Source organism: Lentzea roselyniae, from assembly GCF_039537795.1.
In the GTDB taxonomy this organism is placed as follows: Bacteria; Actinomycetota; Actinomycetes; order Mycobacteriales; family Pseudonocardiaceae; genus Lentzea; species Lentzea atacamensis.
This window is the reverse complement of the sequence record NZ_BAABBE010000014.1, coordinates 88,058-114,489: the sequence shown is the minus strand read 5'-3', so window position 1 is coordinate 114,489 and position 26,432 is coordinate 88,058. Positions and strand designations below refer to the sequence as shown.

Genomic DNA, 26,432 nt, shown 5'->3' with positions numbered 1-26,432 from the left:
CACTCGACGACTCGGTGCGCATCACGGCGCGCCAGGACGACTTCTCCCTCGCGGCCTGACCCGACCAGGCAGATCAGGCCGCGGGTTCACCCAGGTACGGCAACCACTGCGGATCAGCCTCGGCCACGCCGGCGAGCAACCGCCAGTGCGGGCCACGTGGCGCCGCGGGCACGACGCGCAGCCGCCACCCCAGTTCGGACAGCAGTTTGTCCGCCTTGCGGTGGTTGCACTTCGCGCAGCAGGCGACGCAGTTGGTCCAGGTGTGAGGTCCGCCACGCGAGCGCGGCACGACGTGGTCGATCGTCTCGGCCCGCCCGCCGCAGTAGGCGCAGCGATAACGGTCGCGGTGCATGAGCCCGGCACGGGTCATCGGCACGCGACCGCGATAGGGAACGCGAACGTACGTGCTCAGCCGGATCACGGACGGCACGAGCACCTCGGACTTCGAAGAGTGCAGCACCAGCCCTGAGGCGTCTCCGTGCACGACCTCGGCTTTGCCGCACACCACCAGCACGACCGCCCGGCGCAGTGACAACGCCGTGAGCGGCTCGAACGTGGCGTTCAGCAGCAGGACCTTGCGTCTTCCCCAGGGGAAAACCGCCGGCGTCTGACCGGAACCTCCCCCGTCTCGATCCCCATCGGGCACTGCCCGCAGCTCGGCCTGTTTTCGGCATGGGGGGACCGTCGGCGCCATCTCGCCTGGTGGCGAGGCGCCGATAGGGGTCGGTTGTCGGTCTGGCACGCGACCACCTCCACCGGTTCAGCCATAGGAGACCACACTTACCAGCAAAAAATCACGTGTGATAAGTGACGCGTCATGGATGTGTGATCGAACTGAAGGTGAACCAGCTCCCTATCGGAGATGGTTTTCATCACCCGCTACTCTTGACAGGGTGACAGAGGCACCCTCCACCCCCTTGCCTGCGACGGTCTCCTACCCGGTCGCGGAGCGGCTAAACCTCGTCGAGCAGATCCACGGTCGTGACGTGGCCGACCCGTACCGCTGGCTCGAGGACACGAGCGACCCGCGCACGGAGGCGTGGTCGCAGGCGCAGGACGTGCTCGCACGCTCCTGGTTGGACGCGATGCCCGGCCGTGCGCGCCTGGACGACCGGCTGAAGGAGCTGATGCGCACGGGGTCGGTGTCCATCCCGGCCTGGCGCGCGGGCAGGGCGTTCTTCACCCGCCGCGGCCCCGAGCAGGACCACCCCGTCGTCATGGTGCGCGAGACCGACGGCACCGAACGCGTGCTGGTCGACGTGAGCGCGCTCGACCCGTCCGGCAAGACCACGCTGGACGGTTGGTCGCCCAGCCTCGAGGGCACGCGCCTCGCGTACCAGGTGTCGATCGGCGGCAACGAGCACTCGCTGCTGCACGTCGTCGACGTCGAGTCCGGCGAGCTCATCGAGGGGCCGATCGACCGGTGCCGCTACTCCGCCATCGGCTGGCTGCCCGGTGGCGAGGAGTTCTACTACGTGCGCCAGCTCGACCCGGCGCTGCTGCCCGAGGACGAGAAGCTCTTCCACCGCCGCGTGTGGCGCCACCGCGTGGGCGCCGACCCCGCCACGGACCTCAACGTGCACGGTGACGGCCTCGGCCACACCTACTACTACGGCCTCAACCTGTCGCAGGACGGCCGCTGGCTCGTCGTCAACGGCGCCCCCACCACGATGCGGCACGACTCGGTGTGGATCGCCGACCTGCACGGCGACGGCGAGCTCAGGCCGATCATCCTGTCCGAGGCCGGCGAGCGCTGCGAGGCGTTCGTCGCGCGTGACGGCAAGCTCTACCTGCACACCTCGCTGAACGCACCGCGGCTGCGCCTGTGCGTGGCGGACCCGGCCAACCCCACCGAGTGGACCGAGCTCATCAGCGAGGAAAAGGACTCCGTGCTGGACGGTGTGCGCTGGTTGAACGGCGACCTCGTCGTCCTGCGCACCCGGCACGCGGTGTCCGAACTGCACCTGCACGACGCCGCGACCGGCGCGCACAAGCAGGTGATTCCGCTGCCCGGAACGGGTTCGGTGCACGGCATGTCCGTTGTGGACGCCGCCACCGGCCACGACCAGGACACGGTGTGGTTCGGGTGGACCGACTTCGTGACACCGCAGTCGGTGTACCGGTTCTCCGCGTCCACCGGCGAAACCGTGCTGCACGAGGCTGCTCCCGGCCGGGTCGAGCTGCCGTCCGTGACGACGCAGCAGATCGCGTACACGTCCAAGGACGGCACGACGGTCCGCATGTTCGTCGTGAGCGGTGAGCAGAAGCCCGACCTGCCCCGTCCCGCGCTGGTCACCGGCTACGGCGGCTTCGCGATCGGCCGCGGCCCCGGCTACGGCGCGACCACGCTGGCCTGGGTGGAAGCGGGCGGCGTGTGGGTGCACGTGTCGTTGCGCGGCGGCGACGAGGAAGGCGAGGAGTGGCATGTCGCCGGCATGCGCGCCAACAAGCAGAACGTGTTCGACGACTTCCACGCCGCCGCCGAGCGGTTGATCAGGGACGGCTGGACCACACCGCAGCAGCTCGCGATCATGGGCGGCTCCAACGGCGGCCTGCTCGTCGGCGCCGCCCTCACCCAGCGTCCCGAGCTCTACGCGGCCGTGGTGTGCTCAGCGCCACTGCTCGACATGGTGCGCTACGAGAAGTTCCTGCTCGGACGGTTGTGGGCCGAGGAATACGGCAGCGCAAGCGTTTCCGAGGAGCTCGACTGGCTGTTGTCCTACTCTCCGTACCACCGCGTGGAAGCCGATGTTGAGTACCCTTCGGTGCTGTTCACGGTGTTCGAGTCGGATTCTCGTGTGGACCCCAACCACGCCAGGAAGATGTGCGCGGCACTGCAGCACGCTTCGACAAGCGATCCGGCCAAGCACCCGGTGCTGATCCGCCGCGAGACCGAGGTCGGTCACGCGGGCAGGTCGGTCAGCCGGACCGTCGCTCTCGCCGTGGACCAGTTGACGTTCCTGGCCAATGCCACGGGCATGGAGTTGTAGGAGGCACGACCACGTGACGAGTCCAGTGGATGACGTCGCGAACAAGACCGCGCAGGCGGTCGGGTTCTTCGAGAAGTACGGCCCGATGATCCTGACGGGCGCGATCAAGATCGTCGTGATCCTGATCGTCGCCATGGTGCTCAGGGCCATGCTTCGCAAGGTCATCGACCGGATCACCACCCCCGGCAAGGAAGGCAAGAAGCCGGGGCTGCTCAAGCCGTTGCGCGAGAGGGCGCCCCAGGCGCTCGGAAACCTGATCTCCGAGCGCAGGGAGCAGCGCGCCAAGACGATCGGCTCGGTGCTGAAGTCCGTCGTCACGATCATGATCTTCGGAATAGCGTTCCTCGAGATCATGATCGTGGTCGGCATAAACATCACGCCGATCCTGACCTCGGCGGGCATCCTGGGCGTCGCGCTCGGCTTCGGCGCCCAGAACCTGGTCAAGGACTTCCTGTCCGGCATGTTCATGCTGCTGGAGGACCAGTACGGCGTCGGCGACGTCGTGGACCTGGGCCCTGCGACCGGCACCGTCGAGGCCGTCGCGCTGCGCACCACGACGATCCGGGACACGAGCGGCACCGTCTGGTACGTCCGCAACGGCGAGATCCTGCGCGTCGGCAACTCGTCGCAGGGCTTCGCGGTCGCCGTCGTCGACCTGCCGCTGAGCTACGGCGCGAACCTCGCGGAGGCCACCCAGGTGCTCGAGCGCAAGGTCGCCGAGGTGGCGGAGAAGGATCCGGTCAAGTCGGACATCACGGCCAAGCCCGACGTCCTCGGTGTCGAGAAGTTCACGCCGGACGGCATCACGTTGCGCGTGACCGTGAAGACGCGGCCCGGCCGGCAGTGGGCGGTCCAGCGCAACCTGCGGGCGCAGCTGATGCCCGCGCTGGAGGAGGCCGGCTTCACCGCCAAGTAAGACGCACGCGGCGCCGGGTGAGTTAGAACACCCATTCGAGACGATGATCACTCGGCGTCCTGCCAGCTCACGCCTGTGTGGCGGAACCAATAGCCGGGGCGGCCTGCGGGCGGTGGCTCGCGTGAGTCAGGATGGTTGTGTGGGCAACCCGGTGAGCTTCTTCGAACAGGTCGGTGGCGAGGAGACGTTCCACCGCATCGTGGCGCGCTTCTACAAAGAGGTGAAGGCCGACGACGTCCTGCTGCCCCTGTACCCGGAAGAGGACCTCGGACCTGCGGAGGAGCGCCTGCGACTGTTCCTCATGCAGTACTGGGGCGGCCCCCACACCTACTCGGAGAACCGGGGCCACCCGAGGCTGCGGATGCGTCACGTGCCGTTCAAGATCGGACCGATCGAACGCGACGCGTGGCTGCGCTGCATGCGGATCGCCGTCGACGAGGCAGGGCTCGACGAGGCCCACCGCAAGCAGCTCTGGGACTACCTGGAGATGGCCGCGAACAGCCTGATGAACAGCTGGTCTTGATCGCCCGTCACCCGATCGGTCCCTTTCGCAGCGAGACGAATGGCAGGATGACTCCCCGTGCGACGATCCTCCGACCTCACTCCCGAGATCGCCGAAGAGTCCGCCTGGTGGCGTGACGCCGTCTTCTACCAGGTGTACGTGCGTTCCTTCGCCGACTCCAACGGCGACGGCGTGGGCGACCTCGACGGCATCCGGTCCCGCCTCGGCTACCTGGAACTGCTCGGTGTCGACGCCCTGTGGCTCACCCCGTTCTACCGCTCGCCCATGGCCGACCACGGCTACGACGTCGCGGACCCGCGCGACGTGGACCCGCTGTTCGGCGACCTGGCCGCGTTCGACCGGCTGGTCGCGGACGCGCACGAGCACAACATCCGCGTGACCGTCGACCTGGTCCCGAACCACACGAGCGACCTGCACGAGTGGTTCCAGGAGGCGCTGCAGGCCGGCCCCGGCAGCATGGAGCGTTCGCGCTACATCTTCCGCGAGGGCCGCGGCTTCGACGGCTCCCAGCCGCCGAACAACTGGGTCTCCGTCTTCGGCGGCCCCGCCTGGACCCGCGTGCCCGACGGCCAGTGGTACCTGCACCTCTTCGCGCCCGAGCAGCCCGACCTCAACTGGGACCACCCGGAGGTCCGCGCCGACCTGGAGCACACGCTGCGCTTCTGGCTGGACCGCGGCGTCGACGGCTTCCGCATCGACGTGGCGCACGGCATGGCCAAGCCGGAAGGCCTGCCGGACATGGAGATCCGGGTGCAGGTTCCCGGCGTGCTGTCCGACGACGTCCACGACCCGCGCTTCGACAACGACGGCGTGCACGAGATCCACCGCATGATCCGCAAGGTCATGGACGGCTATCCCGGCACCATGGCGGTCGGCGAGATCTGGGTGAAGGACGACGAGCGCTTCGCCGCCTACGTCCGTCCCGACGAGCTGCACCTGGGCTTCAACTTCCGCCTGGTCGAGGCGGGCTTCGACGCCGACGCGGTCCGTTCCGCGATCGAGCACTCGCTGGGCGCGGTGGCCCTCGCCGGTACGCCCGCCACGTGGACGCTGTCCAACCACGACGTCGTGCGCCACGTGACGCGCTACGGCGGTGGCGCCCTGGGCGAGCAGCGGGCCCGTGCGATGACGCTGGTCGAGCTCGCGCTGCCGGGCGTGATCTACCTCTACAACGGCGAAGAGCTCGGCCTGCCGAACGTGGAGCTGCCGGACTGGGCCCTGCAGGACCCGACCTGGGAGCGTTCCGGCCGCACCGAGCGCGGCCGTGACGGCTGCCGCGTGCCGATCCCGTGGGAGGGCACCACGCCGCCGTTCGGGTTCTCCACGGCCGTCAACACCTGGCTGCCCCAGCCGAACGAGTGGGACCACCTCACGGCGGAAGCTCAGCTGGAGGACCCCGGTTCGATGCTGTCGCTGTACCGCCAGGCGCTCGAGCACCGGAAGTCCAACGCGGCTTTCGCGGGCGACGAGCTGGAGTGGTACGGCGCCCCGGCGGGCTGCTTCGCGTTCCGGCGCAAGGGTGGCGGCCTGATCTGCGCGCTGAACACGTCCGGTGCGTCGGTGCCGCTGCCGCCCGGTCAGGTGCTGCTGTCGTCCGGTCCGATGGACGGCGACCAGCTGCCTCCGGACACGGCGGTCTGGCTGGTCTGAGGCTGACGCCTCGGGTGTGGTCTCACGCCCGAGGCTTGTCCTCCACCGCGAGCAGGACGCCGAACACCAGCACGAGGGTCGCGACCTGCGCGATGGCCAGCCACAGCCCGACCGGCACGGTGGCGAGCGCGGCGATGGCAGCGATGATCCGGAAGCGGTTGGCTCCGATCTTCAGCCGCCACCGGAAGTAGATCTGCCCGGCGAGGAAGAGCGCGGCTCCACCGCCGAGCGCCAGGGCTCCGCTGAGGTGCTCGGTGGCGTGCCCGATGGTCTCTTCACCCCGACGCACACGACGACGATGCCGAGCAGGAGCGGCGCATGCGCCCAGCCGAACGCCGACAGGGCCGCGCGGGCCCGGTCGGACGGCGCCATCGCCGCGAGGCTGTGCTCGGCGCGCAGGTCCTGCTCGCCGCCGAAGTGGCACCACCACAGCTGGTAGGCCAGCGCGAGACCCAGCAACGCCGCCACCACGAGCTCCAGGTTGAGCGGTAGCCCAGCCGCGCCGATGCCGATCGCGATGATCACCACCAGTCCGTGCCGCTCGACGAAGTGGGCCGGCCTGATCCGGAACTCCCCGTGCCGCCGGTTGACGTACGGCGACACGATCATGAGCACGACCGCCGCCGACCAGGCGACCGCTCGCCAGGTGCTGGGCAGGAACCCGCCAGCGAACACCAGGCCCGCGGACCCGAGGTTGAACGGCGCCAGCCGCGCCATGGCCGCTGCCGAGCCCGGCCCGCCCGCCGAGATGAACAACCCGGAGTGCACCAGGTTCACGATCAGGTAGCCGACGCCGAAAGCGATCCCGGCCGCACCGAAGGCGTTCGGAATCGCCAGCGCGATGACCAGGAACCCGCCCATACCCGCGATGAGCAGCAGCCGTCGCACCGTGGTGTTCGGCGGGACGGCGTTCGTGAGCCAGACGTAGCCGAAGTACATCCAGAGGATCACGAACAGCATGATCACGACCTGCGCGAAGCCGAGCGGCGACGTGTCGTCGGCCAGGTCTTGGTCAGCTGCGTGATCGTGAAGACGAAGACCAGGTCGAAGAAGAGCTCCAGCGTCGAGACCTTGTACTCGCGTGCGGTTCGGCGGACACGCGCGACATCGTGCCGCGATCATCCGCTCCGAATCAGACGATCAACGGCAGCATCGAGTGCCGGCGCCGGACCACCGCGCCGTACCTGGCGTCGATCCGCAGCCACGAGTCGGTCGCGGTGACCCGCACGTCGCCCTCCTCGCCGAGAAAACCCATGCCGGACAACGCGAACAGGCACCGCAGCGGAATCTTCACGTCCAACCCGGACCCGCTGACCGTCAGCACCGTCTGGTCCAGCAACGAGGCCGGCGGCGTGCCCTGCGGGCCGGTGTTCTCCCGTGCCACGGCAACGCCCTCGTCCGCGAGCTTCGACACGACCTCGACCGGCAGCCGGTCGACCATGAGCCAGCCCTCCGCGGGCGGCAGGGCCGAGCGCCACATCAGGTCCTTGGCGGGGCCGGGATCGATGCGCTCGTCGCGCATGACCGCGAGGCCCGTCAGCAGCTCCGATCCCGACACCGTGACGTCGGCCGGATTCGCCTGTCCCGCAACGGTTCGCGTGGCGAGCGTGTCGAACGGCGTGGCTACCCACGCGTCGAGCAGTTCTTCGTTGCGGTTGCGCAGCCGCACCACGGTCTGCCCGTCCAACCGCACGGCACGCGCCGCGAACGCTCCGAGATCGTCTCTCTCGGCCGCGTCGGCCAGCACCAGCTCAGGCACCATTACCCCCTGCTCGCCATCCGGCGAGGAAGTCGCGCTCGGCGTCGGTGAGACGACGCGGCCGCGCGGTGGTCACGTTGTAGGGCACCATGAGCGTCTCCGCCTTGGTGACCACGGGACTGTTCGCCTCCCGGCTGCCGCGCACCACGTAGTCGAGGGTGAACGACGCCGACTTCAGGTCCCGCACGGACATCTCGACCACGATGTCCTCGCCGGTGAAGACGATCGGCGCGAGGTAGTCGACGAAGAGCTTCGCCACGACCATCCCCTCCGCCATCTCCTTCACCCCGTGGCGGGCCGCCTCGGTGAACAGCAGCTCGATCCGGGCCTCTTCCAGCAACGTCACGGTGTTCGCGTGGTTGACGTGGCCGAACGCATCCATGTCCGACCAACGCGGTCGCACACCAGTGACGAAGACACCCATGCAGGGACCCTACCCAGCACCACGCCCGCGTCACGAGCCGCCTCCTCGGCGGGCTGTTCGCACGGTGTTCGAGTCCGTGGTGCTCTGATACGCGTCGGGGCGCCGCGGAGGGATCTCCGCAGCGCCCCGTTCCGGCGTCTCTACCTGACCATGCTCCGCACCTGACGTGCGGCGACGGACAGGGTGGCCAGGTCCAGCTGGCGGACCCGGTTGATCTCTTCCAGCGCCCCGCGCGAGCGAGCCAGGCGGGAGGCGTTGGCCTGCTCCCACTTGGCGATCTTCTCGCTCGCCGTGTCGCCCAGGTCGCTCGCCCTCAGCACGTCGAGGGTGATGGCCCGCAGCGACGAGTAGAAGTCGTCGCGGAGAGCCAGGCGGGCCAGGGCGTGCCAGCGGTTGCCGCGCTCCAGGCTCGTCACCGAGTCCAGCATGTGGTCGATGTCGAGGTGGTCGGACAGCGCGAAGTACAGCTCGGCGGTCTCCCGGTGCGAACGCTCCGGGCCCATGCCGGCGGACGGGCCGATCTCGCGTTCGGCCAGCTCGGCGATCTCGGTGACGTCGAGCAGGCCGTACATGTAGAGCAGCGCGGCGACCTTGCGGGCGAGCTCGGCAGGGACGCCCTGCTCGACGAACCCGTCCGCCTTGCCCGCGACCACGTCGTACTCCTTGCCCTGCAACAGGTCCAGGGCGGAGGGGCTGAGCTCGGAGACCACGCCGCGGAAGCGGTTGATCGTCGAGCCCACCGCGAGCGGCTGCGGGCGGTTGGAGAGCAGCCAGCGGGACGCGCGGTCCAGCAGGCGACGCGTCTCCAGCACCATGTTGTCCTGCACGGCCGTCGGCACCACGTTGTCCAGCGCCTGGATCTCACGCCAGATCGCGGGCAGGTCGAAGACCTCGGTGACCACGGCGTAGGCGCGGACCGCGTCGGTCGCCGACGCGCTCATCTCCTCGGCCAGGCGGAACGCGTAGGACACGCCGCCGCCGTCGACCACCTCGTTGACGACCACCGTCGTGATGATCTGCCTCGCCAGCGGGTGGTTCGGGATCGCCGCGCCGAAACGCTCGCGCAGCAGGGTCGGGAAGTAGTCCGGCAGCTTGTTCTTGAACGTGTCGATCGTCGGAATGTCGCTCTGGAGCAGCTCTTCCTTCAGGGTGAGCTTGGTGAACGCGAGCAGCGTCGCGAGCTCCGGCGAGGTGAGGCCGTCGCCGTTCTTCTCCAGCGCCTTGAACTCCGCCACGCTCGGCAGCGCCTCCAGCTCGCGGTTGAGCGCGCCGCGCGCCTCGAGGTCGGCCGTGAGCCGCGCGTGCACCGACAGCATCGGTGCGGCGTGCGCCCGGCTGACGCCGAGAACGTTGTTCTGCGAGTAGTTGTCGGCCAGCACGAGCTCGCCGACCTCGTCGGTCATCTCGCCGAGAACCTGGTTGCGCTGCTGCTGCTCCAGCGATCCCTCCCGGACCAGGTGGTCCAGCAGGATCTTGATGTTGACCTCGTGGTCGGAGCAGTCGACGCCGGCGGAGTTGTCGAGCGCGTCGGTGTTGACCTTGCCGCCGGTGCGCGCGAACTCGATGCGGCCGCGCTGGGTAAGGCCCAGGTTGCCGCCCTCGCCGATGACCTTGACCCGCAGGTCGGCGCCGTTGACGCGGATCGCGTCGTTGGCCTTGTCGCCGACGTCGGCGTGCGACTCGGTCGACGCCTTGACGTACGTGCCGATGCCGCCGTTCCAGAGCAGGTCGACCGGCGCGAGCAGGATCGCCTTCTTCAGCTCCGGCGGGGACAGCTTCACCACGCCTTCCGGCAGTCCCAGCGCGACGCGGGCCTGCTCGGAGATCGGGATCGACTTCGCCGACAGCGGGAAGATGCCGCCGCCCTCGCTGATCAGCGAGCGGTCGTAGTCGTCCCACGACGAACGCGGCACGTTGAACAACCGCACGCGCTCGGCGAACGACGTGGCGGCGACCGGGTTCGGGTCGATGAAGATGTGCCGGTGGTCGAACGCGGCCACGAGCCGGATGTGCTCGGACAGCATCATGCCGTTGCCGAAAACGTCACCGGACATGTCGCCGATGCCGACGACGGTGAACTCCTCGGTCTGCGTGTCCACACCAAGTTCGCGGAACGAGCGCTTCACGCTCTCCCACGCGCCCTTGGCCGTGATGCCCATGGCCTTGTGGTCGTAGCCGATCGAGCCACCGGAGGCGAACGCGTCGCCCAGCCAGAAGCCGTAGCTCTGGCTCACGCCGTTGGCGATGTCGGAGAACGTCGCGGTGCCCTTGTCCGCGGCCACCACCAGGTACGTGTCGTCGCCGTCGTAGCGCACGACCTGCGGCGCGGGCACGACCTCGTTGTTGATCAGGTTGTCGGTGAGGTCGAGCAGTCCGGAGATGAACATCTTGTAGCAGGCGATGCCCTCGGACATGAAGTTCTCGCGGTCGATGCCGGGGTCGCCCGTCGCCGGGATCGGGCGCTTGACGACGAAGCCGCCCTTCGCGCCGACCGGCACGATCACCGCGTTCTTCACGGCCTGCGCCTTGACCAGGCCGAGGATCTCGGTGCGGAAGTCCTCGCGGCGGTCGGACCAGCGCAGACCACCACGCGCGACGCTGCCGAAGCGCAGGTGCACGCCCTCGATCCGCGGCGAGTACACGAAGATCTCGAACTTCGGCCGCGGCGCCGGCAGGTCCGGGATCGCCTGCGGGTCGAGCTTGACCGACAGGTACGGGCGGCCGTTGCCCTCCGCGTCGCGGAAGAAGTAGTTCGTCCGCAGCGTGGCGTTGATCAGCGTGAGCAGGCTGCGCAGGATCCGGTCCGCGTCGAGGCTCGTCACGTCGTCGATCAGCTTGCCGGTCTCGACGACCATCGTCTCGGTGCGGTCGGCGCGCGTGGCGTCGTCGAGCCGCGGGTCGAACCGGGCCTCGAACAACGCGACCAGCGCGATCGCCACGCTCGTGTGGCTGAGCACCGCGTCCTCGATGTAGTCCTGCGAGTACGGCGTGCCGGCCTGGCGCAGGTACTTCGCGTAGGCGCGGAGCATCGCGGCCTGCTGCCAGGTGAGCCCGGCCTGCAGCACCAGCGAGTTGAACCTGTCGACCTCGGCCTCACCGCGCCACACGGCGGCGAACGCGTTCTGGAACCGCTCGCGCACGTTCTCGAGGTCGGCCTCGGACAGCTGGGCCAGCGCGGCCTCGTTGATGCGCAGGCCGAAGTCGTAGATCCAGCACTGCACGCCGTCCTCGCGCGCGATCTCGTACGGCCGCTCGTCGACGACGATCACGCCCATGCGCTGCAGCATCGGCAGCACGTCGGACAGCGTGATGCCCTCACCGGTGACGAACAGCTTGAAGCGCCGCTCCCCCGGCTCGGCGTCCTCGGGCACGTAGAAGACCATGTCGAGGTCGCCCTCGGCGAGCGCCTCGATGCGCCGGTAGTCCTCAAGCCCGGTGCTCGCCGGAAAGTCCTCCTTGTAGGCCTCCGGGAACACCGAGGCGAACCGCTGCCCCTGCTCGGTGGCCGACTCGGCACCGACGCCGTCGTCACCGACGACGGCCTCGACCATGCGGTCGTCCCAGCTGCGCACGGCCTCGGCGAGCTTGTTCTGGATCGCCTGGGTGTCCGGCTCCAGCACGCGGGCCGGATCCGTGTGCACCATGAAGTGCACGCGGGCGAGAGCGGACTCGCCGATGCGCGCGCTGTACTCCAGGTTCAGGCCACCGAGCTCGGCGAGCAGCACCTCCTGCATCGCGAGGCGGCTCGTCGTCGTGTAGCGGTCGCGCGGCAGGTAGACCAGGCACGAGAAGAAGCGCCCGTACGGGTCACGCCGCAGGAACAGCCGCAGCCGCCGCCGTTCCGCGAGCGCGATGACGCCCGTCGTCGTCTGGTAGAGCGTGTCGGCGTCCACCGAGAACAGCTCGGTGCGCGGGTAGTTCTGGATCACCTCGAGCATCCGCTGCCCCGAGTAGGACTGCAGCGGGAAGCCGGCGCGGTGGATCACGTCGCGCACCCGGCGCTCGATCACGGGGATGTCGAGCACGTCCTCGTGCAGCGCCGTGGTGCTGAAGACACCGAGGAACCGGTGCTCACCGGAGACGTTGCCCTCGGCGTCGAACGTCTTCACGCCCACGTAGTAGGGGTAGACGCTGCGGTGCACGCTGCTCTGCGCACTCGCCTGGGTCAGCACCAGCAGCTCGGGGCTGAGCGCCTGCGCGCCGTTGTCCGGCCCTGCGGTGAGGCTGCGCGCCGCGAGGCTGTCCTGCCGCAGCACACCGAGCCCGCTCGCGAGCACGGCCCGCAGCGCGGGTTCGCCGTCCTCCCGCACCAGCTCGTACTGCCGGTAGCCCATGAAGGTGAAATGCCCGTCCGCGAGCCACTTGAGCAGCTTCGCGCCGTCCGTGGTGGCCTCGGACGAGTCCTTCTCGAGCTCGTCGGCCAGCTGCAACGCCGTCGACACCATGCGGTCGGTGTCCTCGACGACCTCGCGGACGTCGTTCAGCACCGTCAGCAGCCGGGTCTCCAGCTCACGCGCCCGATCGGGGTCGGTGATGAGGTCGACCTCGATGTTCATCCACGACTCGGCCAGCGCGTCGGCGGGCGGGTCGGACGGATCGGCGGTCGGCAGCACCTCGGTGCGCTCACCCGTCACCGGGTCACGCCGCACGACGACGATGGGGTGCACGACACGCTGCACCTGCACACCACCACGCGTGAGCTCGGACGCGACCGAGTCCACGAGGTAGGGCATGTCGTCGGTCACGACCTGCACCACGGTGACCGGGCACTGCCACCCGTCGGTGGCCCGTGTCGGGTTCAGAATGCGCACCACGGCGCGTCCGGGAACGCGGCTCTCAGCGACCTGGTAGTTCGATCGCACCGCTCCGACCAGGTCCACCGGGTCGTCGTCGATGACTTCCTCGGCGGGCACGTGCCGGTAGAAGAGGCGGATCAGATCAGCGAGTTCGGGGGCATTGGCGGCGGCCCGTTCGATCAGCTCGTCACGGACCTGCTCAGGACTGGCCGGTCGACTCCCGCCATCCGCGGCGGTTACCGCGGAGACGTCGTCGGTTCGGGTCGGGGCTCCAGTCGAGGTCATCTTCAGGCGACTCCACGCTATCCGGCACCTCTGTGTGCCGGGTCCGCCCCCACCCTAGATGGGACTGGGGCCGTCACCGGCAACGGGAGGGGCACTGACGGACCACTGAATCGTGGGCTGAATCGAGTCACATCATCAGTGGCGACAAGGCGTTCCGCATGCTGGACCACCCGTCCACGGCGACAGCGGCGGGCGGCCCACGTCGATCCTCCGGATCATGGGCCCGGCGGCCTCTTCCTGGCCGCCGGACCGAGAAACTCACACGCCCGGCCGCACCCGGCCACCCGACCAGCGGGTAGGCCCCGGCACTCCGGGTGCACATCTCCCGGCTCCGGCATCACGTGCCTGCCGGAATCACACGTCCGGCTGGAAATGTGCTTCCGCTTCCGGCCGCGCCCGTTCCAGCAGATCTCGGAAACTCGACGACCGAATGCGGATCACGTACCTGGCAGGGTCCACCCCGCGGGCCCGTCCGGCCGGACGGGACGGATGGGACCGGTGGTCTCGTTGTCCGGCGTGGCACCCACGGGGACGATCGGACCGGTCTTCTCCTGCTCTGATTCCGGCCGCTCAGCACCGAAGGGTGTTTCCGGGCCGGGCTGGGCAGCGGGTTCCGCCGAGGGCTGCTGCGGAAGGAAGTACGCCGGAGCGTCCGCAGGTTGTAAGACGGGCTGCTGCGACGCCCCCGGCCGGAACACGGAGTCGCTGGGCTGCGCCGCGCCGAACTGGCCGGGGCTGTAGAGCGAGTCCACACCGGGCTGCTCGGTTTCGGGCCGTTGTGCCGAGTAAGGCTGGTCCGGCACGTCGGATTGCCCGGCGTCCGACCACTTCGAGGCGCTCAGGTCGGAGGCATCGAGCTGCTCCTCGTCGGACCGGCGGCCGGTTTCGTAGGCGACGAGCGCTTCGGCGAGCAGGTCGGCGAGGCTGAGGTCGCTCGGCTTGCGGCGACTGCTGGGACGGCCCGATCGGGTGCCGGACTCGTCCTTCTCCGTGGCCGGCTCGCCGTCGGCCGGCGTGGTGAGGCCGGACTCGGCTGCCGCCTCGCTGTGCGTGGCGGTGCCGGGCTCGGTGATGCCGAACTGTGGGGTGGAGTCCGGTTGGGTGGCCGGCTCGGACTCCGTGGAGAAGAAGTCGTACTCCGGAGGCGAGCCGGGCTGGGTGGGTGAGCCGAATCCGGTGCTGGAGGCCGGAGGTGCCGGATCGAAGCTGAGGCCGGTGGGAGAGCCCGCGTCCGAGCCGAACCCGGCACCCACGCCAGGATCGCCGGACACCCCCGAACCGAACCCGGCACCGGTCGCGGAGTCGGCAGACGCGGCTGATCCGAACCCGGCGCTTGCGGCGGGATCCGCGGACCTCGCGGCCGGATCGAAGCCGGTGTCCACGTCCGAGTTCCCGAAGCCGGTCGGGTCCGATGGGGTCGGCTGGCTCGCACCGGTGGGGATGTTGGGTTGGGTGGCCGGCTCAGAACCGGCGCCGGTTCCCGGACCCGTGAACATCACCAGGTTGGAGCTGACGTCGTAGTCGGGCGCGATGTCGAAGTTGGCCCAAGCACCCGGATCTGGCTGGGGCCCCCCGTCGGTGGCGTCGGGCTGGGGGATTCGGCTGAACCCGGCGCCGGTGGGATCAGACTGCGCGGAAGGGCCGGGCTGGGCAGGCGTGGCCGGGTCGGGCTGGCCGACATGAGCCGACTGCGTGCCGAAAGTGGATTGCGGCCCGAAATTCGTCTGCGCGCCGAACGTGGGCTGCGCGCCGAAGCTGGTCTGAGTCCCGAAGGTCTGTTGCGTGCTGAACCCGGTCTGCGTACCGAAGCTCGGCTGACCACCAGGGCTGGGCTGAGTGCCGAAGCCGGACTCCGCGCCGGAGCCGGGATGGCTGCCAAAGCCAGGGTCCGGACCGGAGCCGGACTGCGCGCCGAACCCCGGCTGGGTGCCCTGGCCGGACTGGGTGCCGTAAGCCTGGTCTGACGAGAGGTTCGTGCGGACCGGGGTGGTCGGGAGGGTGGAGGTGTCGTCCTCCCGCTCCACGTCCGCGGAGCTCAGGAACGTGCTGGAGAGCAGGTCCGGCTCCGGGGAGGGCGGGATCTCGTCCGGGGTGGGCACCGGCGGGATCGGGTCCGGGATAGGCGGGAACGGCTTGCGCTCCGGGTTCGGGGTGGGGTCCGGCGTCGGCTGGGCCGGGTCGGGGGGTTCCGCGGGGTCTGGGGACGGGATTGATGCCGTTGACCACTGCGGCGTGCTGAAGTCGAAGCTCGTGTAGTCCGGGGTGGGGAGCTTGCGCTCGTCCTGGTCCGGCGGGAAGGTCGGGAAGCCGGCGGCCGGGGTGTGCAGCGGGTACGCCGCGTCGTCGGTGTGGGGGCCGAGGTCCGGGGCCGCTGGAGGGCGGGAGAACGCCGCGGCCAGGCCCGAGCGGGACGGTGTGTCCGCGGTGCTCGGGTCGGCGAAGTAGGCCGGGCCGGTTGAGGTCTCCGGCGCGGAGTGGGCGCCGGGGTCGGCGAAGTAGCTGGGCGACTGGTCGTCCTGGCGCAAGCGGGACGGTGGTTCGACTCGCCACGACGGGGTTTCCGGCTGGGCTTCGGTGTCCGGGGCTCGGCGTCGGCCGCCTGCTCGCAGGCCCTGGGCCTTGAGCATGTCCATGACGCTCTCCGGCTGGGCTCTGGAGGCCTCCTGGCGGGCTGCGGCCTGGCGGGCGGCCTCTTCGGCTGCCTCGCGTTCCATCCTGGCCTGGCGGGCGGCCTCTTCGGCTGCCTCGCGTTCCATCCTGGCTTGGCGGGCGGCCCCTTCGGCTGCCTCGCGTTCTGCCGCGGCTCGTAGTTCGGCGCGGGCCTGGCGCTCTGCCTCGATCTGGCGGCGGGCCTCGCGCTGCAGCTCCATGAGCTGTTGCTCGACCTTGCGCTTGCGTTCCTGTTCCGGCGTCAGCGCAGGGGTTTCGGCAGGCGCGGGTGGTGGTGGTGTCGGGGCGGTGGCAGGGGTGGACGGCTGGTCGTCGTCGATCTCGCCCGCGGCCACTCGGGCGGCGCGGCGGCGGCCGCTCACCATGGCGCCCGCGGAGGCGATCAAGCCTGAGGCCGGGACTGTGCGGTCTGATGAGGATGCTGCTGGAAGTTGGGGTTCCACTGGGTCCGGAGTCTTGTCGTCGGGTTCGCCGAACGGCTGGACCATGCGCCACCGGTCGGCGGCGTGCTGGCGTGCCGCGGACAAACCCTCCACGGTCATGTCTTCGGCAGCTCTGCGGGCGCGCTTGACCTTCAGTCCGTCGCCCTTGCGGACCTGGACCGGGCGCCACTGTCGGAGCTGTTGTTTCAGTGCGGCGGACAGGATGCCGTCGGAGACCATCTGCATGCCGTCGATCGGGCGGAGCAGGCTCGCCAGCTGCTGGTGCAGGTCGGCCGGCTGGCGGTGGACGCCGGAGAACTCCGCGGCGAGGCGTGCGCGCACCGCGTAGACGGCGCGGGCCCGGCGGCGTTCGGCGGCGTGGGCGGAGCGCAGGTTCGTGAGCGCGTCGGCCAGGTCGCCGGACACCTCGTGCACGTGGGCCAGCGCCAGCAGGCTTTCCGCGAGGAGCGTGTCGAGCTGGTGGCGTTCTGCGCTCGCGGCGGCTTCGCGAAGCATTTCGCGGGCCAGCGCCACGCGGCCCGCCGGCAGGTGGACACGTGTGGCGAGAGCAAGGCGGAGCCAGCCCGTCGTCGACGCCGACGGTGCGCGCACCGGGCGGTCGAGCATCGGGGTGCCGACCTCGCTCGCGTCGAGGAGGCGGTTCGCGTCCATCAGCGCGAGCACCAGCTCCAGCGTGAGGCGGCCCATGCCCTGGCCGCTGTCCGCCGACGGGTCGGCGAACCGGCTGAGCAGGTCGAGGCCTTCGCGGGCGGCGCCGATGGCGGCGGCGATGTCGCCCCACCGGCGGTGCTGGGCCGCCTGCACCGCGCGGATCAGGCCGCGAAGCAGCAGGCGGGTGTCGTCGTCGAGCGTCGTGTCGGCGACGTAGAGTTGGTCCGCCTCCGCCAGCGCCTGCGTGGGTTCGTCGCCGCGGCCGACCGTGACGAGGCATTCGCTGGCCTGCACCAGCGCCGAGGCCCGCAGTTCCGCGGGCACGTCCGGCGCTTCCAGCACGGGCGTCACCGCGGCGAAGCCCGTCAGCGGTGCTCCCACGGACCGCGCGCACGCCGCGAGTTCCACCCGCAGCAGCCACGCGGTCTCGTGTTCACCGGCGGTCTCGGCCGCCTTCAGCGCGTCGATCGCCCGGTCGGCGATGCGGACGCCGCGACCGACGCGGTTGCCCGCGAAGACCACGACCGACTCCGCGCGGAGCCGATCGGCTTCGTCGTGACGGGCGGAGGCGAGCGCGAGTGCGCGCTCCCCCAGCACCAGAGCGAGCTCCGGTGCCCGCCAACGCAGCCGCCAGGCGGGCACGACCAGCGTGCTCACCTCGACGTTCGCCTGCGTCTCGCCCCTCGCCGCCACGACGTCGCCGTTGCCCTCTCAGTCCCGTGTCAGCTTGCGGTACGTAACACGGTGCGGACGGGCCGCTTCGGCACCCAGGCGCTCGATCTTGTTCTTCTCGTAACCTTCGAAGTTGCCCTCGAACCAGTACCACTGCGACGGGTTCTCGTCCGTGCCCTCCCACGCGAGGATGTGCGTGGCGACGCGGTCGAGGAACCACCGGTCGTGGGAGATCACGACGGCGCAGCCGGGGAACTGCTCGAGAGCGTTCTCCAGCGAGCCCAGGGTCTCGACGTCGAGGTCGTTCGTCGGCTCGTCCAGCAGGATCAGGTTGCCGCCGATCTTGAGCGTGAGCGCGAGGTTCAGGCGGTTGCGCTCACCGCCGGACAGCACGCCCGCGGGCTTCTGCTGGTCCGGGCCCTTGAAGCCGAACGCGCTGACGTACGCGCGGGACGGCATCTCGACGTTGCCGACGTGGATGTAGTCGAGTCCGCCGGACACGACCTCCCACACGTTCTTCTTCGGGTCGATGCCACCGCGGTTCTGGTCGACGTACGACAGCAGGACCGTGTCGCCGACCTTCACGCTGCCGGCGTCCGGCTCCTCGAGGCCGACGATGGTCTTGAACAGCGTGGTCTTGCCGACGCCGTTCGGGCCGATCACGCCCACGATGCCGTTGCGCGGCAACGTGAACGACAGTCCGTCGATCAGGACCCGGTCGCCGAAGCCCTTCTTCAGCTTGTCGACCTCGACCACGACGTTGCCCAGACGCGGGCCCGGCGGAATCTGGATCTCCTCGAAGTCGAGCTTGCGGGTCTTCTCCGCCTCGGCCGCCATCTCCTCGTAGCGGTCGAGACGCGCCTTGGACTTGGCCTGGCGGGCCTTGGCGCCGGAGCGCACCCACTCCAGCTCGTCCTTGAGGCGCTTCTGCAGCTTCTGGTCCTTCTTGCCCTGGACCGCGAGACGCTCGGCCTTCTTCTCCAGGTAGGTGGAGTAGTTGCCCTCGTAGGGAATGGCCCGGCCGCGGTCGAGCTCGAGGATCCACTCGGCCAGGTTGTCCAGGAAGTACCGGTCGTGGGTGACGGCGAGGACGGCACCGGGGTACTGCGCGAGGTGCTGCTCCAGCCACAGGACGCTCTCCGCGTCCAGGTGGTTGGTGGGCTCGTCGAGCAGCAGCAGGTCGGGCTTGCTCAGCAGCAGCTTGCACAGCGCGACACGGCGGCGCTCACCACCGGAGAGCTTGGTGACGTCGGCGTCCGGCGGCGGGCAGCGCAGGGCGTCCATCGCCTGCTCCAGCTGGGAGTCGAGGTCCCACGCGTTGGCGTGGTCGAGCTCCTCCTGGAGCTTGCCCATCTCCTCCATCAGCTCGTCGGAGTAGTCGGTCGCCATCAGCTCGGCGATCTCGTTGAAGCGGTCGAGCTTCACCTTGATCTCGCCCAGGCCCTCCTGGACGTTGCCGAGAACGGTCTTCTCCTCGTTGAGCGGCGGCTCCTGCTGCAGGATGCCCACGGTGTAACCGGGGGACAGGTAGGCCTCACCGTTGCCGGGTGTGTCCAACCCCGCCATGATCTTGAGCACGCTCGACTTGCCGGCGCCGTTGGGACCGACCACACCGATCTTCGCGCCGGGGTAGAACATGATCGTGACGTCATCGAGGATGACCTTGTCACCGTGCGCCTTGCGCACCTTTTTCATGGTGTAGATGAACTCGGCCATGGCGGCGATCGTAGAGCGGTGTCCGGAGGCCACTGACCTCGGTCGCCGACAAGCAGCCGTTCAGCCCCGGATCGAGCGCCACGCGAGTCGGTGACCAGCCCGTTCCATTCGAACATGAACAACTGTCGGCGATCGGTCCTCGTCGGCTCCGATCTACGAGCTTCCCTCCTTCTCGGATCGCGGTGCGTACATCTTGTCCGGCGGCGCTGCCGGATCGGGTGGGATCGGGGAACTCCCGTGTGCGGTTGCCCCGAAGGGCGCAAGATCAAAACGGCACGGGTTCCTCGGCGAGATCATCGCTCACCCGCGGTTCAACGACGGGAGCGGAGCCGAGTGACTGCACACGGCTCAGATCCAGCCCGACGTGGAGCGCGTCCAGGTTGACGGCCGTCCGTTTCACGTCGTCCTTCTCGTAGTGACGCATGCGCAGCTTGCCCTGGACGATCACGGGATCCCCCTTGGACAGCGCGGTCTTCACGCTGTCGGCGAGCTTGCGCCAGCACGACACGCCGAGCCAGAGCGACTCCCCGTCCTCCCAGTCGCCGATCGAGGTGTTGTACCGGCGCTCGGTCGACTGGATGCGGAAGTACGCGTTGGTCTTGCCGTCCTCGCCGTACTTGTACGAGATCTCGCTCGCCACCTGACCAACGACGGTGACCAGCGTGGAATTCCAGGACATCGGGTTCTTGCCTCCAGGGTCGCGGGGTTGCTGCTCCAGGTTGCTCCGGGAGGGGTGGAGGCGAGCGGGGTGGACGGGGATCTGTGGATTACTCGCGGGTTGTGGACAGGTCGGGATCTTCGACGGCCACGAACCGCGGAATTGTCGGACCTGTGTGCTAGAGCGGCACTGGAGCGCGCGAGTGAGTGAGCGCCCACTCATTGACATGAGTGAGTACTCACTCATACAGTGGTGGGCGTGTCAGAGGAACCACGCCGCCGCCGCGCCCCCGCGATGAGCCCGGAAGATCGCCGCGAAGCGATCCTCCAGGCCACGTTGCCGCTCGTCCTGAAGGCCGGCGCGAACGTCACCACCAGCCAGATCGCCGCCGCGGCCGGTATCGCGGAAGGCACGGTGTTCCGCGTCTTCAAGGACAAGGCGGAACTGCTCGACGCGTGCATCCAGCGCGCACTGCACTCTGACGAAGAGGTCGCCCGCCTCGCGGCGATCCCGGCGGACGTGCCGTTGGAGCAACGACTGACCGCGGGTGTCGCCACGTTCAGCGGCTACCTCGACCGCATGTGGGGCGTCATCGGCGCGTTGCGCGAGTCCGGCTACCAACCGCGCGACGAGGACCACAAAAAGCACAAGGGACCGCCGATCGGCATGCAGCAGCTGACCGAAGCGGTCGCCGGCCTGTTCGGCGACGCGGACCTGCGCGTCGGCCCCGATCTCGCCGCGCGGATGCTGCTCGGCGCCGTCTTCACGAACCGCATGGGCGCGGGCTTCGGTCAGATCGCCGCCGAACCCGCCGACATCGTCGAACTTTTCCTGCACGGCGCACTCAAGGGGGAAACAAATGAGTGAGCTCATGATCGAAGCCACGGACGTGAGCAAGCGATTCGGTGACGTGCACGCACTCGACGGCGTGAGCGTCACCGCGAAGAAGGGCACCGTTCTCGGGCTCCTCGGCCACAACGGCGCCGGCAAGACCACGCTGGTCAACATCCTCACGACGATGCTGCCGCTGTCCGGCGGCAGCGCGCGCGTCGCGGGGTTCGACGTCGTGGGACAAGGCCACGAGGTCCGCAGCCGCATCGGCCTGACCGGCCAGTTCGCCGCCGTCGACGAGCAGCTCAGCGGCCACGACAACCTGGTGCTGATCGCCCGTCTGCTCGGGGCCGGCCGCAAGCAGGCCCACCAGCGCGCGGACGACCTGCTGGAGCAGTTCGACCTCACCGACGCCGCCAAGCGCAACGCCAAGACGTACTCCGGCGGCATGCGGCGGCGTCTCGACCTGGCCGCGTCCCTGGTCGGCCGGCCAGAGGTCCTGTTCCTGGACGAGCCGACCACCGGCCTCGACCCCGCGAGCCGCCTGGCGATGTGGGAGATCGTCGAGAAGCTCGTCGCGGACGGCACCACCGTGCTGCTCACGACGCAGTACCTCGACGAGGCCGACCGGCTCGCCGACACGATCACCGTGCTGTCCCACGGCAAGGTCGTCGCGTCCGGCACCAGCGCCGAGCTCAAGGCCCAGGTCGGCCAGCGCACGGTGACCGTCACCCTCGACTCGGCGTCCGATGTGGACACCGCGCTGAAGGCGATCAACGCGGTCGGGCTCCACCCCGTCGCAGAGGGTCTCACCCTCACCACGCCCGTGAGCGCGTCACGAGATCTCGCGACGGTCGTGCGCGCGTTGGACGACAACGGCTTGGAGGCCCACGAAATCGGCCTCGCAGAGCCGACCCTGGACGACGTCTACCTCACTCTCGCCGCGAACTAGGGGGAATCATGGCGACCTTGACCTGGCACGGCAGCAGCTATCCGACACAGGTTCTGGTGCTGACTGGCCGTTCTCTGCGCGCACTCCTGCGCACGCCCGCACTCGTGTTCTTCAGCGTGTTGCAGCCGTTGATCATGCTGACGCTGTTCAGCCAGATCTTCAGCAGCATCACGTCCACGGCGAACTTCCCGCCGGGCATGACCTACATCAACTTCCTGCTGCCCGCGATCCTCGTGAACACCGCGATGCAGTCCTCTCTCGCGTCCGGCATCGGACTCGTGCAGGACATGTCGAACGGTGTGCTCGCGCGGTTCCGTTCGCTGCCCATCAGACCGAGCACGGTTCTGTTGGCCCGCAACCTGTCCGACGCCGTCAGGACGGCGTTCCAGCTCGTGCTGATGATCGCGTTCGGCGTGCTGGTGTTCGGCTTCCGGCCGGACGGCGGCATGCTCGGCACGCTCGCCGCCCTGGGCCTCGCACTGGTCGTGGGATGGGCGCTGAGCTGGGTGTTCATCGCGATCGCCGCGTGGGTGCGCAAGGCGGAGCTGATGCAGACCGTCGGCTTCCTGGCGATGTTCCCGCTGATGTTCGCGTCCAGCGCGTTCGTGCCGATCAACGGCCTGCCCGGCTGGCTGCAGGCGATCGCGAAGGTCAACCCGCTGACCTACGCGGTCGACGCCGCCCGCAGCCTGGCGCTGGCCCACCCGATCACCGGGGTGGCCGGAGCGCTGGTCACGAGCGGCGCGATCGCGGCGATCGGAGCGTTCTTCGCGGTCCGCGGCTTCCGCAGGCCCCTGTCCATCTAGTCCTTGCCCGCCATCTTGCGGAGCATCGCGTTGTAGGCCTCGAGGTCGGCGTCGCCATCGGCGTCGGCCTTGCGGTCCAGCCTCTTCGCCTCACGGGAGTCCTGCCGCGCCCACTGCGTGAGCAGGGCGACCATCACCACCAGCAACGGGATCTCCCCCGCCGCCCAGGCGATGCCGCCGCCGAGTCGCTGGTCCTCCAGCAGGTTCTGCACCCACGGCAACGACAGGTTGCGGTAGAACTGCTCGCCGATGACGTTCGCGGAGCTCATCAGCACGACGCCGAAGAACGCGTGGAACGGGATCGACGCGAACAACAGCCCCAACCGGCCGAGTGGCGGCAGCTTGTTCGGCGACGGGTCCACGCCGATCACGGGCCAGTAGAAGACGTAGCCCGCGAGGATGAAGTGGGCGTTCATCGCGAGGTGCGCCCAGTGGAACGGCAGCGCGGCCTCGAACAGCCCCGAGAAGTACAGGGCGTAGAAGGAACCGACGAACAACGCCAGCGCCACGAAGGGGTTCGTCAGGACCCGCGCGACCGGTGAGTGCACGAAGGCCAGCAACCACTCTCGCGGCCCCGGCACCTCTTTGTTGACCGGCAACGCGCGCAACGCCAGCGTCACCGGCCCGCCCAGGACGAACAGGATCGGCGTCAGCATGGACAGCACCATGTGCGCTTCCATGTGCACGCTGAACATCGCCGGCGAGTACCGGCCCATCCCCGACGACGTGGCGAACAAGAGAGAGAAACACCCGCACAGCCACGCAACGGTCCGCCCGATCGGCCACTTGTCGCCGCGCTTGCTGAGCCGGCGCACGCCCAGCAAGTACAGCAGCGCGAGAACCAGCGCCGCCGTGCCGTAGATCAGGTCGAAGCGCCAGTCGAAGAGGATGCGCGCCAGCGTCGGCGGCCCGTCGAGGTCGTAACCGATGGCGATCTCCGTGCGGCTGGGCAGTTCGACGCTGCCGCCGGGAGGAGGCGTGCGGGCCAGCGCCACGGCCAGGCCGATCGTGAACATCATCAGCAGGACTTCGAGACCGGCGAGCTTGAGCAACGCGTGGGGCTTCCCGTCGACCACGCCCTTCACGCCGCGTTCGCGCTGGAAGTAACCGAACACGCCGAGCAGCAGCAGGCAGGCCACCTTGCCGAGCGTCAGCCAGCCGTACGTCGAGGTCACGAGGTCGACCGGTGTGATGCGCACGAGCGCGTTCACCACACCCGAGACGGCCATGACGATCCAGCAGACCAGTGCCAGCTTCGAGAACCTCGTGGCGGCGAGGGGAAGGTGCGCCCCGCCACGCCTGCCGTGCGCGAGCAACGCGATGAGGCCGCCCACCCACAACACCGCGGCGACGAGGTGGAACAACAGGCTGTTCGTCGCCATGTCGTGCGAGCCGCCCGACGACGAGTGGCCGGTGACCGCGACCGGCACCAGCGCGAAGATCGCCAGGAACAGCAGCACCGTCGTCCACGCCCACGACAGCACCAAGCGGCAGCCCAGTGCGAGCAAGCTCACGATGATCGCCGTCAGCAGCCACGCCTTCGACTGCTCCAGCAGCATCGCAGTCGCGATCATCTGACTGAACGTGAAGTCACCGACCGGCCGGTCGATCGCGGCCGCCGTGTTGAACGGCACCGACAACACAGCGCCGACCAGCCACACGAGCGCGAACCACCCAGCCGTGCGCATCGCGGCGTAGCCGTCAGCTGCGAGAGTGCCGGACTTCTGCGGTGGGACGAGGAACGCCGCCAGCAGCAACGAGCCGATGGTCACCACCGCGCCGGTCTCGGTCAGCACGCGCACGACGAGCAACCCTGTCGGAGGGTTGGGCGAGAGCGCGCTCAACGCAACGGCGACGAGTGCCGCCACCGCGAAGCCGATGACGACGAGGGGCACCAATCCCGTTCTGGTGGAGCGTTCGATTGCCACATCCAGGAGCCTACGACCCTCTAGTGTTGCGCCGTGTGAGCCGTTCTCTCCTCCTCCTTCTCGCCCTGTTGGCGGTTGCCGGTTGCTCCTATCGCATCCAGGGCGAACCCGTCGCGGCTCCACTGCCGCCGCTCGCGATCGCGACGCCGCGCAAGACGGCCGGCATCGACCCGTGCGGGCTCGTCACGGAGAAGGACCTCAAGCCGATCGGGACGCTGCAGTTCAGGCCGGCCCCGCGCGCCGAGATGCCGAACTCGTGCCTCTTCACGCTGAAGGAGAACGCGTACGTGGTGGTGGCGGTCCCCTACCGCTCGTTCGACGAGTCGAAGAACACCCAGAAGAAGGGCCGCGAGGTCCAGACCGCCAAGCACGCCACGTGGCTCAGCTGCGGCCAGCAGGAGAAGGACATGGTGTGCACGGCGACCATCGCCGTGACGCGCAACGAGTCGCTGTTGGTCGCCGTTGGCATGAACGGCGCCACTGAGACCAAGGCCCGCGACCTGCTGGAGCCGATCGGCCAGGAAGCACTCAGACGGATGCCGGCTGCCTAGCGGCCCGCCTGGCGAGCCACGTCGCCGGGATGATCAGCGCGGTGACCAGCGCCACGAACCCGAGCGACACCACGAGAGAGCTGACGTGCGCGAGCCCGCCCACGATCGGCGGCCCGGCGAGGAACCCGGTGTAGGCGATCGTCGTGACGAGGCCGAGCTCGCGTTCGCCGCCGCTGCCGTCGGCGCGTTTGCCGGTTTCGCTCGCGAGGTCCATGACCACGGGGAACGAGAACGCGAGCCCCAGCCCGGCCAGGCCGAACCCGAGGTACCCGGCTGCGGGAACTGGCACGGTGGCGGTGAGCGCCAGCCCCATCGCGGCGAGCCCACCGCCCGCGGCGAGGAGTCGGTGGGGCCCGAGCGTGCGTTGGATCGGTTCCCCGAACCACCGTGCGAGCGCCATCGTGATGGAGAAGCCCGCATAGGCGTATGCACCCGCCGCGTCACCCATGCCGCGCTCACGAACCATGAACAACGCCGACCAGTCTGCCGCCGCCCCTTCCGCGATGGCACTGCACAGCGCAACGCTCGCCAACAACCAGAGAACCGGGCTCTTGAGCACGTTGCTACGTTCAGTGGCTTCTTCCCTATGGCGCTCCCCCACTCCTCCGGGAATCTTCTTCGCGATGAGCGTCGTGATGATGAGCCCGACCACTGCGGCCATGAGGAAGTGCTTCATGGGTGTCCAGTGCGCCTGAGCGGCGGCGGCGCTGCCCAACGACCCGATGAGGCCGCCGAAACTGAAGCCCGCGTGGAACTGCGGCATCAACGACCGTTGCAGGTCACGGACGACGACGACCGCAGCGACGTTCATCGACACGTCCATCGCTGCGACGCTCGCACCAAGCGCGATGAGAGTCAGCCCGAACTGCACCGTTGACTGCGATAGCGCAAGCACGGGCAAAAGGAGCGGACTGAGGAGGCTGCTCGCTATCAGAACCCCGCGCGACCCGTGAACCGCGCAGATCCGTGCGGCGACCGGTGCCGTGACGGCCAGGCCGACACTCGCCCCGAGCAGCGCCAGGCCGAGGCTGCCCACCTCTGCGCCGATCTGCTCGGCGAGCGCGGGCACGCGAGAGGCCCAGGTGCCGAAGACGGCGCCGTTCAACAGGAAGACGACGAAGGTGGCCAGGCGTGGGGACATGCGTTCCAGCATGACTGAAGCGCTTCAGAGTCGCCAGGTAATTCGGTGCGATCTCTCGCATACGATGCTT

The 26,432-nt window shown here is 69.1% G+C and carries 17 protein-coding genes and 1 pseudogene; 8 read left to right on the top strand and 10 right to left on the bottom strand.

The annotated features are described in order from the left end of the window. Positions 1–73 precede the first annotated feature (73 nt). The gene (locus tag ABFX45_RS25240; protein ID WP_346132336.1) at positions 74–742 is read right to left on the bottom strand and encodes an HNH endonuclease; all 669 of its coding nucleotides are present in this window, start codon (positions 740–742) and stop codon (positions 74–76) included. Positions 743–893: 151 nt separating this feature from the next. Between ABFX45_RS25240 and ABFX45_RS25235 the strand changes: the two genes are divergently transcribed. The 4 genes from ABFX45_RS25235 to ABFX45_RS25220 all read left to right on the top strand — a co-directional run bounded on the left by ABFX45_RS25235 (position 894) and on the right by ABFX45_RS25220 (position 6,079). Continuing rightward, entirely contained in the window at positions 894–2,990 is a 2,097-nt protein-coding gene (locus ABFX45_RS25235; protein WP_233440134.1) for a prolyl oligopeptidase family serine peptidase, read from the top strand. 85 nt (positions 2,991–3,075) lie between these two features. Continuing rightward, entirely contained in the window at positions 3,076–3,906 is an 831-nt protein-coding gene (locus ABFX45_RS25230) for a mechanosensitive ion channel family protein (protein ID WP_346132485.1), read from the top strand. 139 nt (positions 3,907–4,045) lie between these two features. Beyond that, positions 4,046–4,429 (top strand): globin, encoded by a 384-nt coding sequence (locus ABFX45_RS25225; RefSeq protein WP_346132333.1) that lies wholly within the window; start codon positions 4,046–4,048, stop codon positions 4,427–4,429. A 57-nt stretch (positions 4,430–4,486) separates the two neighbouring features. Next, positions 4,487–6,079 carry a glycoside hydrolase family 13 protein gene (locus ABFX45_RS25220; RefSeq protein WP_109640785.1) on the top strand — a complete coding sequence of 531 codons (1,593 nt, stop codon included), beginning with the start codon at positions 4,487–4,489 and terminating at the stop codon, positions 6,077–6,079. A 171-nt stretch (positions 6,080–6,250) separates the two neighbouring features. On the opposite strand, the pseudogene ABFX45_RS25215 reads toward ABFX45_RS25220, so the two are convergent. The 7 genes and pseudogenes from ABFX45_RS25215 to ssb all read right to left on the bottom strand — a co-directional run bounded on the left by ABFX45_RS25215 (position 6,251) and on the right by ssb (position 20,174). Next, a pseudogene (locus tag ABFX45_RS25215) lies at positions 6,251–7,095 on the bottom strand (low temperature requirement protein A). A gap of 116 nt (positions 7,096–7,211) precedes the next feature. Further along, the gene (locus ABFX45_RS25210) at positions 7,212–7,838 is read right to left on the bottom strand and encodes a DUF8010 domain-containing protein (protein WP_109640878.1); all 627 of its coding nucleotides are present in this window, start codon (positions 7,836–7,838) and stop codon (positions 7,212–7,214) included. After that, positions 7,831–8,262 (bottom strand): acyl-CoA thioesterase, encoded by a 432-nt coding sequence (locus ABFX45_RS25205; protein WP_109640782.1) that lies wholly within the window; start codon positions 8,260–8,262, stop codon positions 7,831–7,833. The genes ABFX45_RS25210 and ABFX45_RS25205 overlap by 8 nt, the downstream gene beginning before the upstream one ends. A 140-nt stretch (positions 8,263–8,402) precedes the next feature. After that, positions 8,403–13,343, bottom strand: a complete 4,941-nt coding sequence (locus tag ABFX45_RS25200) for an NAD-glutamate dehydrogenase (RefSeq protein ID WP_346132330.1) — start codon at positions 13,341–13,343, stop codon at positions 8,403–8,405. A 437-nt stretch (positions 13,344–13,780) separates the two neighbouring features. Continuing rightward, positions 13,781–17,800: an ATP-binding protein gene (locus ABFX45_RS25195; protein WP_346132328.1), complete on the bottom strand. Its 4,020-nt coding sequence runs from the start codon at positions 17,798–17,800 to the stop codon at positions 13,781–13,783. Positions 17,801–17,818: 18 nt separating this feature from the next. Beyond that, positions 17,819–19,495, bottom strand: a complete 1,677-nt coding sequence (ettA, locus tag ABFX45_RS25190; protein ID WP_109640779.1) for an energy-dependent translational throttle protein EttA — start codon at positions 19,493–19,495, stop codon at positions 17,819–17,821. 265 nt (positions 19,496–19,760) lie between these two features. Further along, positions 19,761–20,174 carry a single-stranded DNA-binding protein gene (ssb, locus tag ABFX45_RS25185; RefSeq protein WP_112228353.1) on the bottom strand — a complete coding sequence of 138 codons (414 nt, stop codon included), beginning with the start codon at positions 20,172–20,174 and terminating at the stop codon, positions 19,761–19,763. Positions 20,175–20,411: 237 nt separating this feature from the next. On the opposite strand from ssb, the gene ABFX45_RS25180 reads away from it, so the two are divergent. From ABFX45_RS25180 to ABFX45_RS25170, 3 genes are read left to right on the top strand one after another with little or no spacing between them, the layout of a single operon-like run. Beyond that, positions 20,412–21,020, top strand: a complete 609-nt coding sequence (locus tag ABFX45_RS25180; RefSeq protein WP_109640877.1) for a TetR/AcrR family transcriptional regulator — start codon at positions 20,412–20,414, stop codon at positions 21,018–21,020. Beyond that, on the top strand, positions 21,013–21,936 hold the full coding sequence (locus tag ABFX45_RS25175) for an ATP-binding cassette domain-containing protein (protein ID WP_109640777.1): 924 nt from the start codon (positions 21,013–21,015) through the stop codon (positions 21,934–21,936). The genes ABFX45_RS25180 and ABFX45_RS25175 overlap by 8 nt, the downstream gene beginning before the upstream one ends. A gap of 8 nt (positions 21,937–21,944) precedes the next feature. Beyond that, on the top strand, positions 21,945–22,742 hold the full coding sequence (locus tag ABFX45_RS25170) for an ABC transporter permease (protein WP_112228355.1): 798 nt from the start codon (positions 21,945–21,947) through the stop codon (positions 22,740–22,742). Here ABFX45_RS25170 and ABFX45_RS25165 read toward each other — a convergent pair. After that, positions 22,739–24,670 (bottom strand): bifunctional copper resistance protein CopD/cytochrome c oxidase assembly protein, encoded by a 1,932-nt coding sequence (locus tag ABFX45_RS25165; protein ID WP_346132324.1) that lies wholly within the window; start codon positions 24,668–24,670, stop codon positions 22,739–22,741. The genes ABFX45_RS25170 and ABFX45_RS25165 overlap by 4 nt on opposite strands. A 35-nt stretch (positions 24,671–24,705) precedes the next feature. Between ABFX45_RS25165 and ABFX45_RS25160 the strand changes: the two genes are divergently transcribed. Then, positions 24,706–25,221, top strand: a complete 516-nt coding sequence (locus ABFX45_RS25160) for a hypothetical protein (RefSeq protein ID WP_112228357.1) — start codon at positions 24,706–24,708, stop codon at positions 25,219–25,221. On the opposite strand, the gene ABFX45_RS25155 is transcribed toward ABFX45_RS25160, so the two are convergent. Beyond that, positions 25,199–26,362, bottom strand: coding sequence for an MFS transporter (locus ABFX45_RS25155; RefSeq protein WP_346132321.1), 1,164 nt, complete (start codon positions 26,360–26,362; stop codon positions 25,199–25,201). The genes ABFX45_RS25160 and ABFX45_RS25155 overlap by 23 nt on opposite strands. Positions 26,363–26,432 lie beyond the last annotated feature (70 nt).